The 11,221-nt window shown below is 64.4% G+C and carries 11 protein-coding genes and 1 pseudogene; 6 read left to right on the forward strand and 6 right to left on the reverse strand.

The genetic code is table 11. The features are described 5' to 3' along the window. Positions 1–197 precede the first annotated feature (197 nt). Genes waaC through rfaD form a run of 3 tightly spaced genes read right to left on the reverse strand, consistent with a single transcriptional unit; the run spans position 198 to position 3,099 of the window. The gene (gene waaC, locus NKJ40_RS31030; RefSeq protein ID WP_352469294.1) at positions 198–1,172 is read right to left on the reverse strand and encodes a lipopolysaccharide heptosyltransferase I; all 975 of its coding nucleotides are present in this window, start codon (positions 1,170–1,172) and stop codon (positions 198–200) included. After that, positions 1,169–2,176 (reverse strand): lipopolysaccharide heptosyltransferase II, encoded by a 1,008-nt coding sequence (waaF, locus tag NKJ40_RS31035; RefSeq protein WP_352469295.1) that lies wholly within the window; start codon positions 2,174–2,176, stop codon positions 1,169–1,171. The genes waaC and waaF overlap by 4 nt, the downstream gene beginning before the upstream one ends. After that, positions 2,149–3,099, reverse strand: a complete 951-nt coding sequence (gene rfaD / locus NKJ40_RS31040) for an ADP-glyceromanno-heptose 6-epimerase (RefSeq protein WP_352469296.1) — start codon at positions 3,097–3,099, stop codon at positions 2,149–2,151. The genes waaF and rfaD overlap by 28 nt, the downstream gene beginning before the upstream one ends. 176 nt (positions 3,100–3,275) lie before the next feature. On the opposite strand from rfaD, the gene NKJ40_RS31045 reads away from it, so the two are divergent. The 3 genes from NKJ40_RS31045 (at position 3,276) to NKJ40_RS31055 (ending at position 6,107) form a co-directional block, all read left to right on the forward strand. Further along, positions 3,276–3,908: a LysE family translocator gene (locus NKJ40_RS31045; RefSeq protein WP_352469297.1), complete on the forward strand. Its 633-nt coding sequence runs from the start codon at positions 3,276–3,278 to the stop codon at positions 3,906–3,908. 137 nt (positions 3,909–4,045) lie between these two features. Continuing rightward, entirely contained in the window at positions 4,046–5,524 is a 1,479-nt protein-coding gene (rfaE1, locus tag NKJ40_RS31050; protein WP_352469298.1) for a D-glycero-beta-D-manno-heptose-7-phosphate kinase, read from the forward strand. Positions 5,525–5,531: 7 nt separating this feature from the next. Next, a complete protein-coding gene (locus tag NKJ40_RS31055; protein WP_352469299.1) occupies positions 5,532–6,107 on the forward strand; it encodes a D-sedoheptulose-7-phosphate isomerase in 576 nt (191 codons plus the stop codon). Between the two features lie 377 nt (positions 6,108–6,484). Here NKJ40_RS31055 and NKJ40_RS31060 read toward each other — a convergent pair whose 3' ends face one another. Then, on the reverse strand, positions 6,485–6,961 hold the full coding sequence (locus NKJ40_RS31060; protein ID WP_352469300.1) for an Lrp/AsnC family transcriptional regulator: 477 nt from the start codon (positions 6,959–6,961) through the stop codon (positions 6,485–6,487). Positions 6,962–7,215: 254 nt separating this feature from the next. Between NKJ40_RS31060 and trxB the strand changes: the two genes are divergently transcribed. Together trxB and NKJ40_RS31070 are read left to right on the forward strand one after the other, a co-directional pair. Next, on the forward strand, positions 7,216–8,190 hold the full coding sequence (gene trxB / locus NKJ40_RS31065) for a thioredoxin-disulfide reductase (protein WP_352469301.1): 975 nt from the start codon (positions 7,216–7,218) through the stop codon (positions 8,188–8,190). 97 nt (positions 8,191–8,287) lie between these two features. Beyond that, positions 8,288–9,184, forward strand: coding sequence for a LysR family transcriptional regulator (locus tag NKJ40_RS31070; RefSeq protein WP_023678345.1), 897 nt, complete (start codon positions 8,288–8,290; stop codon positions 9,182–9,184). A 271-nt stretch (positions 9,185–9,455) separates the two neighbouring features. On the opposite strand, the gene NKJ40_RS31075 is transcribed toward NKJ40_RS31070, so the two are convergent. Then, on the reverse strand, positions 9,456–10,094 hold the full coding sequence (locus NKJ40_RS31075; RefSeq protein ID WP_352469302.1) for a TetR/AcrR family transcriptional regulator: 639 nt from the start codon (positions 10,092–10,094) through the stop codon (positions 9,456–9,458). A gap of 121 nt (positions 10,095–10,215) precedes the next feature. Here NKJ40_RS31075 and NKJ40_RS31080 point away from each other — a divergent pair, with 121 nt between their 5' ends. Continuing rightward, positions 10,216–10,968 carry an SDR family oxidoreductase gene (locus NKJ40_RS31080; RefSeq protein ID WP_352469303.1) on the forward strand — a complete coding sequence of 251 codons (753 nt, stop codon included), beginning with the start codon at positions 10,216–10,218 and terminating at the stop codon, positions 10,966–10,968. Positions 10,969–10,987: 19 nt separating this feature from the next. Here the strand turns inward: NKJ40_RS31080 and NKJ40_RS31085 are convergent. After that, positions 10,988–11,221, reverse strand: a pseudogene (locus NKJ40_RS31085) (hypothetical protein); the annotation flags it as partial.

Raw genomic sequence — 11,221 nt, forward strand, 5'->3', positions numbered from 1 at the left:
ATCGGCCACCTCGTTGCGACGATCGAACCCGGCGAATGCAAGAACTACTTCGCAAACGCCGGATACGCTTCCGTCAAAACGTGAAAGACTCTAGCGCGGTTTTCTGCGCTTCCGGTGCTCACGTACTTTAAGTACGCTCCGCTCCGGTTCTCGAAAACCACGCTATTCGACTCGCCAGAGCGAATTCTGAAAAGGTCCTATGCAGCGCCTTGTAATTTAAGCGCCAGCAATCTCTCGGCTTCCGCCATCACCTCCGGCGGCGTAATGCTGCGGCCGGGCCTCGCCAGCAGCGTCGATGAGAATGGGCCGCGTGGCCCCGTCAGGCCGGGCTCCGTCGCCAGGAACACCGCTACCGTCGGCAGGCCGAAAGCGCTGGCGAGATGGGTCAGGCCGGTGTCGGCGCCGATGACCAGCGCCGAGCCGCCGATGACGGCGGCGATCTCGGCTAGCGGCGACCTGGGAACCACCACTGTTTGCGAAACAGCGCGGGCGATCGCCTCGGCAACCGCCTGTTCTCGATCGTTCGACCAGGTGGTGACCGGCGTCATTCCCTTGTCCACCAGCAGGCGAGCGGTTTCGATCCAGTCCGCGACCGGCCATTTCTTGTCCTCGCGGCTGGTGCCGTGCAGCAGGAAGGCGGTTTTTTCACCGGCAAAAGTCGATCTTCCGGCTGGCGGCACGATGCCCGATTCCAGCCGGGAAAAATCCGGCTCGTAGCCGAGCGCCAGCCCGAACAGCCGTCTCGTGCGCTCGATGGCATGCAGGCCGCGCGGCACGGCGTAGCGATGGCCATAAAACAGGCTCGCCGAAGGCTCGCGGGCGCTCGAGCGGTCGAAACCGGCGATCGGTGCTGCCGCCAGCCGCGCCACCAGCGCCGATTTCAGCAAGCCTTGTGCATCGAGGACGAGGGCGTAGCGGCAATCTCGCAAGGCGCGGCGCAAGCCGACTACTTCCCGCCATGTGCCGGGCTCGAGCAGCTTCGTGCGCCAGCGCCGGATCGCCACGCTGTGGATGGTTTGGATGGCTGGATGCAGCGCCACGATGCCGGCGAAGGCCTCTTCGACACACCAGTCGAACGACAGGTCGGGCCGGGCGCGGCGCGCATCCTCGACCGCCGGGAAGGTGTGGATGACGTCGCCCATCGACGACGTCTTGACGATCAGCACCTTCATGCGGCGGCCGGCATTTCCAGCAGCCGCTCCGCCGCCGCCACGACGCGTTCGACCTCCAATGTCTTCAGGCAGTTGAGATGACCGAGCGGGCAGATTTTTTTGTGGCAGGGCGAACAGGACAGGCCGAGCCAGACCAGTTCGCGACGCTCGGCGAGCGGCGGCGTGTTCTGCGGCGAGGTCGAGCCGTAGACGGCGACGACCGGCGTGCCGACGGCGGCGGCGACATGCATAAGCCCGCTGTCGTTGGAGACGGCGAGCCTGGCCGCAGCGATCAGGTCGATGGCATCCTCGAGCCTTGTCTGGCCGGCGAGATCGACGGCGCCCGGCGCCAGCGCGGCGATTTCAGCCGTCACCTCGGCGTCGTTCTTCGATCCGAACAATGCCACGCCAAACCCTTTGGCCATCATCTCGCGGGCAAGGCCGGCATAGTGTTCGCTCGGCCAGCGCTTGGCCGGACCGAATTCGGCGCCGGGCATCAGTGCCACGAATTTCCTCGCCGTCAGCCCGAAACGGCTGAGCAGTGCTGCCTGGTTGGCTTGATCGACGGCGAGCTTCGGCGCCGGGAAGGCGCCACCACGGGCAAGGCTGAAATAGGCCTGCGCGGTGCGCCGTTTCAGGCGATCGGGCAACGGCACGATGTCGGTCAGCAGCCCGTAGCGCATTTCCTTGAGATGGCCGACACGGCGCGGAATGCCGGCAAAGAACGGGATCAGCGCCGATTTCCAGCTTCCCGGCAGGACAAAGGCCATGTCGTAGCGGCCGCGCAGCAGGCGGCCGAAGCGCCTTCTGATGCGGAATTCGAACGCGCCGGATTGCAGCGGCAGGTCGATCTGCTGGCGGATTTCGGGCATGCGCTTGACCAGCGGCGCTGCCCAGGCCGGCGCCAGCACGTCGATGGCGGCATCCGGATGAAGCTCCCTCAGCGCCTGGAACAGGCACTGCGCCATCACCATGTCGCCCACCCAGCGTGGGCCGATCACGAGGATCGTTGGGCTTTCAGCCATTCGACATAGTCTCTGACGCCGGTTTCCACTGTGCGGAACTGGCCATTGTAACCGGCTGCGCGCAAGCGGGACATATCAGCTTGCGTAAAGCTCTGGTAGCTGCCCTTGAGATGGTCGGGAAACTCGATGAACTCGATCTGGCCTTGGCCGAGCGTATCGATCACCGTTTCGGCAATGGCGCGGAAGGGCTGGGCCTTGCCTGTGCCGCAGTTGAAGATGCCGCTCGAACCGCGTTTCCACAGCCACAGATTGACGTCGGCGACATCGCCGACATGGATGAAATCGCGGCTCTGCTCGCCGGGCCCGAAACCGTCATAGGCGCCGAACAGCTTGGGGTTTTCGCCGCGTTCGACCTGGTTGAACAAATGGAAGGCAACAGAGGCCATGGCGCCCTTGTGCGCCTCGCGCGGTCCGTAGACGTTGAAATAACGCAGGCCCGCCACCGGCGAATGGTCGGTATCGAAAACCGTGCGGCGGACATAGTCGTCGAACAGCTTTTTCGAATAGGCATAGACGTTGAGCGGGCGTTCGTATTGCGGCTCCTCGCGGAACTCGGCGCCGCCGCCATAGACCGAAGCGGACGAGGCATAGAGGAAGGGCACGCGCAGGGCCAGGCAGGCGTGCAGCAGGTGCTTCGAATAGGTGTAGTTCACCTCCATCATGAACTTGCCGTTCCATTCGGTGGTGGTCGAGCAGGCGCCCTGGTGAAAGACCGCCTCGATGCGGCCGAGGTCGCCGGCCTCCATCCGCGCCAGGAAATCGTCCTTGTCGAGATAGTCGGCGATCTCGAGATCGGCGAGGTTGGCGATCTTGTGGCCGTCGGTGAGGTCGTCGACGACGAGGATGTCGCTGAAACCCTCGGCGTTGAGCGCGGCGACGATGTTGGAACCGATCATGCCGGCGCCGCCCGTGACGATGATCATGAAAGCCTCTGGTACCTTGTGCCGGTTGTAGCCCTTGTGGGATTCTGGCCTTATAGGGGAGGCGGGCCGGGCTGTCGACAAAGCAGGTGGCGGGGCGGCCGGATGAGCGCCATAGTGGCGCCGCAAAGGTCTCGTTTCAGTCGGCCTGCCGGCCGATCGGCGACAGGAGCAAGGTAATGCCGTCAACCGAACTGCTTGTCGCCTTTTTCGCCACCACGGCGATCTTCGCCTATATCCCCGGCCCGGCCATGCTCTATGCCGCTGCGCAAACCATGGCGCGCGGCCGCTGGTCCGGCCTGATGGCGGCGCTCGGCATCCATCTTGGCGGCTACGTTCATGTCTTCGCCGCTGCCGTTGGCCTGTCGGTGCTTTTCCATGCCGTGCCGGTGCTTTACATGGCGGTCAAGCTGGTCGGTGCGCTGTATCTGGTCTGGCTCGGTGTTTCGCTGTTTCGCGCCAAGGCGCAAGGCGACGTTGTCTTGCCCGGAATTCAGCCGAAATCCGCCCACCGCGCCTTTTTCGAGAGCGTTGCCGTCGAGGTGCTCAACCCAAAAACGGCGATTTTCTTCATGGCGTTCCTGCCGCAATTCATCGATGCCTCGGTAGCGTTTCCGGTCTGGCTGCAGTTCGTCGTGCTTGGAACGATCGTCAATTTGATGTTCTCTTCGGCCGACATTGTTTGCGTGGTGCTGGCCGGCGCGGTGATCGCCAGGCTGCGGCAGTCGAGCCGGGCGCAGCGCCTGATGCGGCGCGCCGGCGGTGCGGTGCTTGTCGGACTGGGCGTGCATGTCGCGTTGCAGAAAAGCTGACGCACTGTCTCGCCGCCGCGATTGGTCGAAGGCCTGCCGTTGCGTCGGCTGAAATTGCGGTATATCGGCATCGCCATGAACGGCCGGCCCTGCCAATCGAATTTCCCATCACTGAAAATCGGCCCTCCCGCGTTGACATGATCAAGCTGCCCTCTCCCGAACCTCTTCACCGCGCCATCTCGCGCCTCGGTAGCGCCACTGTGCTGGTGGTCGGCGATTTCATCCTCGACCGTTTCGTCAATGGCGTGATCGAGCGTATTTCGCCGGAAGCGCCGATCCCCGTGCTGCACGGGCGCGGCGAAACGCTGGCGCTGGGCGGCGCCGGCAATGTTGTCGCCAACATCGTTTCGCTCTGCGCAGCCGTCATACCGGTCTCGGTGATCGGCGCTGACGAGGCCGGCAAGAACCTCATGCGGATGCTCGGCGAATTTGGCGTCGACACCGGCGGGCTGGCGCAGGATACCGATCGCATGACGTCGTCCAAAAGCCGCTTCAGCGCGCTCAACCAGCAGGTGCTGCGTTTCGACGAAGAGGAAATCAAGCCGCTGGGCGATGCCGAGCGCGCGACATTGGTCGGGTATTTTCGCGAAGCGCTGGCGCGCGCCGACATCGTCATCCTGTCCGACTATGGCAAGGGCGTGCTGCTCGACGGCGTCGCCGGCGAGCTGATCTCGATTTGCCGGGGAGCGGGCAAGCCGGTGCTGGTCGATCCGAAGGGCAGCGACTATGCGCGTTATGCCGGCGCGACGGCAATCACGCCCAACCGCAAGGAACTTGGCGAGGCGGTCGGCCGCGCAGTGTTTGCCGACGACGAGATCGAGGCGGCGGCACGCCAGCTGATTTCGGCGCACGGTTTCGATTTCGTCGTCGCGACGCGCAGCGAAAAGGGCATGAGCGTCGTCGGTCCAAACGATGCCCGCCATATCGCCACGCAGGCCCGCGAAGTGTTCGACGTTTCGGGCGCCGGCGACACGGTGATCGCCACCTTCGCGCTGGCCCTGGCGGCAGGCGCCGACCGCGTCATGGCCGGATCGATCGCCAACGCAGCCGGCGGCGTTGTCGTCGGCAAGCGCGGCACGGCGCGGCTGACGATCGAGGAACTCACCGGCGCGCTCTTTCGCTCGCATGGTCCGGTCGCCCACAAGGATGCCATCCTCGATGCCGCCGCCGCGGCGCGGCTGGTGGCAGCCTGGAAGGACGAGGGCTTGAGTGTCGGCTTCACCAATGGCTGTTTCGATATCCTGCATGCCGGCCATGTCAGCCTGTTGCATGCGGCGCGCAGCCAGTGCGACCGGCTGGTGCTCGGCCTCAACAGCGATACCTCGGTGCGCCGGCTGAAAGGGCCGGGACGCCCGGTCAACGACCAGCATGACCGGGCCTGCGTGCTGGCAGCACTTGCCTCGGTCGACGCCGTCGTCATCTTCGAGGAGGATACGCCGCTTTCGCTGATCGAGGCGCTGAGCCCCGACATACTGGTCAAGGGCGCCGACTATACGGTCGATCAGGTGGTTGGCGCCGACGTGGTGCAAAAGGCCGGCGGGCGCGTCGTGCTGGTCGATCTCGTCGCCGGCAAGAGCACGACCGGCACCATCGGCAGATTGCGCGCCGGGAACTGAGGGTTTCATGTCCGAACTGAACGATTACCTGGCCCGCTCGGCGGCCGCGATCTCGGCGATGGTCGAGCGCGACCTGACCAGTGAGATGGAGCGGGCGGTCAGCGCCGTCGTCGCCGCGCTTTCGCAGGGCAAGGCGCTGCTGATAGCCGGCAATGGCGGCTCGGCCAGCGACGCGATCCACATCGCCGGCGAGCTGGTCGGCCGCTTCCTCAGGGAGCGCAAGGCCTACAACGTCATCGCGCTGCCGGCCAATGCGGCGGTGCTGACCGCCTGGGGCAATGATTACGGCTTCGACACGGTGTTTGCGCGCCAGGTCGAGGCGCATGGCTCGGCGGGCGCGGTGCTGCTCGCCATCTCGACCAGCGGCAATTCGCCAAGCATCCTCGCCGCCGCCCAACAGGCGCGCATGATGGGCATGACGGTGATCAGCCTGACCGGGGAGACCGGCGGCAAGCTGAAGCCGCTCTCCGACATCCTGCTCAACGTACCCTCGACCTCGACGCCGATCATCCAGCAGGGGCATCTGTGCCTCTATCACCATTTGTGCGAAATGGTCGAAGAGCGCCTCTGCGACGCGGGGTGATCGGGCATTCGGAGTTGATGCCGTGGGCGAAGCTGCCATCTCCCCCCTTGCGGGGGAGATGGCCGGCAGGCCAGAGGGGGGTGCAGTCCCTCCGACCTGTCAGGCAATTACAGCGCAATCCTGGGCCAACGGGCTGATTTCGGTAGAGAGTCGAAATCGGACGTATGGCGATCCGTCACACCCCCCTCTGCCCTGCCGGGCATCTTCTCCGCAAGGGGGAGATCGGCAAATTCGTCGAGGCCGCCACATTTTGTTCTTGCTTTGTGCCGGCAGCTATGCTACTAATTTGGGTATGGTGATGATTCCCACCGACGGCCCGCCCCCGAGGCGGGTTTTTGTTTCCGGGTTTTTGTTTCTCAGGCGCTTTGCCTGGTCTCTCAAGCTGAAAACGCCACCAGCCCTTCGTCCTTGACCCGGCGGATGGTCAGCGCGGTTCGCACCGTATCGACATTTGGGGCCGAGGCCAGTTCCTCGATGACGAAGGTCTGGAAGGTGCCGAGATCGCTCGCCACGCAATGCAGCAGGAAATCGGATTCGCCGGACACCATCCAGGCATCGCGCACGATCGGCCAGCCGCGGGTGCGCTCGGCGAAGGTCTTGAGCTCGGCGTCGGCCTGGTGATGCAGGCCGATCAGGCAGAAGGCGACGACGTCGAGGCCGAGCGCCGGCGCGTTGAGCAGGGCGCGGTAGCCGCGGATGATGCCGGCCTCTTCCAGCCGCCGGACGCGGCGCAGGCACGGCGGCGCCGAAATGCCGACACGGCCCGACAGTTCGACATTGGTCATGCGTCCGTCCTGCTGAAGCTCGCGCAGGATCTTCCAGTCGATGGCATCGAGATCGGCCTTGATCGGCATGGTGGCTTCCGTGGTGACGCGAAAGAATCTTTCGCGACTTTGTAGTTAAACGACTTTGCTGTCTATTCCATCCGCTGGATCGAGGATTTTCGCATCATCTTGCTGCGGGTTGCTTGTCGCCTCGCCGGCGCCGAAGCTTTCCGGGGACGAACGGCAACTTGCCTTGCTGGCGTCGCAGGCAACACTTACATTACGCGCAACAATCGACGAGAGTTCATGCCACAATCCATGGCTGCTCCCCGCAGAGGCTTTTCATGATCACCAAGCACGCGCCTGTTCTCATCATCGGCTCCGGCCCCGCCGGCTATACGGCGGCGATCTATGCCGCCCGCGCCATGCTCAAGCCGATGCTGGTCGCCGGCCTGCAGCAGGGCGGGCAACTGATGATCACCACCGACGTCGAAAACTATCCGGGCTTCGCCGAACCGATCCAGGGTCCATGGCTGATGAGCGAAATGCTCAGGCAGGCCGAGCATGTCGGCACCGATATCGTCAACGACATCATCACCGAGGTCGACCTCAACGTGCGGCCGTTCCGCGCCAAGGGCGATTCCGGCACGATCTATACCGCCGACGCGCTGATCATCGCCACCGGTGCCCAGGCGAAATGGCTGGGCATCCCGAGCGAACAGACCTTCATGGGGTTTGGCGTTTCGGCCTGCGCCACCTGCGACGGCTTCTTCTACCGCGGCAAGGATGTCGCGGTGATCGGCGGCGGCAATTCGGCGGTGGAGGAAGCGCTCTATCTCTCCAACCTGGCCAAGAGCGTCACCGTCATCCACAGGCGCAGCGATTTCCGCGCCGAGCGCATCCTGCGCGAGCGGCTGCTGCGGAAAGACAATGTCCGCGTCATCTGGGATACGGTTGTCGACGAGGTCACCGGCCGGCCCGGCAAGGCGCCGCTGCCGCCTTCGGTCGAAGGGCTGAGGCTGCGCAACGTGGTGACCGGGCAGGAGATGCATCTGGTGGTCGACGGCGTGTTCGTGGCGATCGGCCACGCGCCGGCGGTCGAGCTGTTTGCCGGCAAGCTGAAGCAGAAGCCGAACGGCTATCTGTGGACGGCGCCGGATTCGACCTGCACCGACATGCCGGGCGTGTTCGCTGCCGGCGACGTGACCGACGATATCTACCGCCAGGCGGTGACGGCGGCCGGGCTTGGCTGCATGGCCGCGCTCGAGGCGGAAAAATATCTGGCGGGGATCGAGGTTCACCGCGAAGCGGCGGAGTGATTGTTCGACAAGCGGCTGAGAAGAGCCGCGCAAAAGCCTGATTTTTCATTCAGACGCCATAACAGGCGGACGCCAGAAAACAGGACGAGGGGAAATCATGGCGTTGGATTGGGACAAGCTACGCGTGTTTCACGCCGCAGCGGAAGCGGGGTCGTTCACCCATGCCGCGGAAACACTGCATTTGTCGCAATCGGCGATCTCGCGGCAGGTCAGTGCGCTCGAGCATGATGTCGGCGTGCCGCTGTTCAATCGCCACGCCCGCGGCCTGGTGCTGACCGAGCAGGGCGAGATGCTGTTCCGCACGGCGCACGACGTGCTGATGAAGCTCGAAACCATCAAGTCGCGGCTGACCGAAACCAAGGACCGGCCCTCCGGCGTGCTCAGGGTGACGACCACGGTCGGCCTCGGCGCCGGCTGGCTGACCGAGCGCGTGCAGGAGTTCATCGAGCTCTATCCCGAGGTCAGCCTGCAGCTCATCCTGGCCAATGAGGAACTCGATCTCACGATGCGCCAGGCCGACTGCGCCATCCGGCTACGCCAGCCGCAGCAGCCGGACCTCATCCAGCGCCGCCTGTTCACCGTGCATTTCCATCTCTATGCGGCGCCATCCTATGTGAACAAATACGGCAAGCCGAATTCGATCGCCGAGCTGAAGACCCATCGCATCGTCACCTTCGGCGTGCCGGTGCCGGCGCATCTGTCGGAACTGAACTGGCTGGAGACGGTCGGCGATTTCGAAGGCGGGCAAAGGGTGCCGACGCTGCAGATCAACGACATCCTGTCGATCAAGCGGGCGGTGCAGGGCGGCGCCGGCATCGCCATGCTGCCGGATTACGTGGTCAGCAAGGATTCGGGGCTGGTGCAGTTGCTGCCCGAAACCGAAGTGCCGTCCTTCGATACCTATTTCGCCTATCCCGACGCGATGAAGAACCAGGCGAAGCTGCATGTCTTCCGCGATTTCATCATCGCCAAGGCGCGCAGCTGGTCGTTTTAGCGTTTAGTGCAGCTCGCCGACTTTTCCGAGCAACGCCGGCGATTGACGAAAGCTTCGGTGAAAGCGTCCTTCTCCCCGTCACTCTGCGGGGAGAAGATGGCGGTAGCCAGATGAGGGGCAGCACCAGCCTTTGTCGTACTTGGCTTGGCTCGGCGATGGGCAGTCCTGATATGTCGTGCCGCCCCTCATCGCCCTGCCGGGCACTTCTCCCCGTATAGTGACGGGGAGAAGGGGGCTGTATCGCCGGTTTCGCTAATTATCGGCTTCTGGGCTAGGAGCGCGCCAGCGTGCTGGCGCCGTAGCGCAAACCATCGACGAGCAGGGCAACCATGCGCCGCGCCTGGGCAGGGCCGCCACCATGTGACGGCATGGCAAGGCTGGCGGCCGCCCCCAACAGGTCGTCCGGCTCGATATCGGCGCGCACCTCGCCGGCCGCGGCCGCTGCCTCTAGCAATGTTTGAAGCGCGGGCCGGAGCCGTTGGTTGAAATAGGCAGGCAAAGTCTCGAAGGCCGGATTGCCTGAGTACAAGGCTGCCGCGAGGCCGCGTTTTGCCGTGATGAAATCCACGTAGCGCTGCATCCACAGGGCCAGCGCTTCACCGGGCTCATGCTTCCTGGCCAGGATCGGCGCGGCGTCCGCGCAGGCGTCAACCTCGTTGCGGAAGACGGCCACGATAAGGTCCGAGCGCTGTGGAAAGTGGCGGTAGACGGTGCCGACGCCGACGCCAGCCCTTTCCGCGATCTCTCGCACCGGAGCCTCCACGCCGGAGGTCGCGAACACCGCCATGGCCGCCCGGAGCAACGCGTCGATGTTGCGTCGTGCGTCGGCGCGCACGTGCCGATCCGCGCGGTCGCGGGGTTCCAGACCATCGCCTTGATCCGTTTTGTCGTCCGGCGTTTTTTCGCCCATCAAATTACCTCTTGCAAACGGAACCTTGTTCCGGATATATATGGAACGTGGTTCCGTTTGACTTGTATCTAGCACGGCAAGGCGGTGTTGGCCACACATCGGTGCAGTAAAGGAGATTACCATGCAGGACAAACCCGTCGCCCTGGTCACCGGGGCCAACAAGGGCATCGGTCTTCAGATCGCCAAGGATCTCGCGGCGAACGGCCTCACCGTGCTCGTAGGATCGCGCAGGCTCGAGCATGCCGAGGCAGCCGCAAAGAGCATCGGAGGGGATGCCCACGCCCTGCAACTCGACGTCACCGACCACGCGTCGATCGCCGCCGCGGCAGAGCGCATCCGCATCGAACTCGGCCGCCTCGACGTGCTGGTGAACAATGCCGGCATCTCCCATGCGGGAAAGCCGGGCAGGCCGCTCGAGGAGATCATCAATTCGGGCCGCCCGAGTGTTGCCTCTCTCGACGACGTACGCGCGGTGTTCGAGACGAACGTATTTGGCGTCGTCGCCGTCACGCAAGCGATGCTGCGGCTCCTTCGTGAGGCGCCCGCGGCACGTATCGTCAACGTATCGAGCGGCGCCGGCTCGCTGACATTGAACGCGCATCCGGCCTTTCCGTACCGCACTTCATTTGGCGCCGTCTACAACCCGTCGAAGACGGCGGTCAACGCGATGACGCTCGCCTTTGCCATCGAGCTCGAGGAGACCGGCATCAAGGTCAACGCCGCGTGCCCGGGCTACACCGCGACGGAGCTGAACAACTTCGAAGGTCCGCGCACCGTCGAACAGGCCGCGCGGGAGCCCGTGCGCCTCGCGCTTCTCGACGCGAACGGTCCGACGGGCACGTTCTCGAACGAGGACGGCCCGCTGCCGTGGTGACGCAGCGTTGGAGCCTGCTTCAGCCGCGCCAAGGTGTCCGGCGGGGCAGCCAGCCTGGTACGGCGCGGCGGTAGGCTTCGTATTCGGCGCCGTAGCGGCGGGCGAGCGTCGGCTCTTCATATAGTTTCACGAAGGAGATCATGGCGGCCGCGGCGATGACTAGAGCATAATCTGACCTGATGGAATCGCGAGGGATTCCCATCGGGGAGAATATCTGATTCATCATGTCGGCTGGGTATGGAGGCCAGCAGGC

Source organism: Mesorhizobium sp. M0119 (assembly GCF_040322615.1).
Classification (GTDB): Bacteria; Pseudomonadota; Alphaproteobacteria; order Rhizobiales; family Rhizobiaceae; genus Mesorhizobium.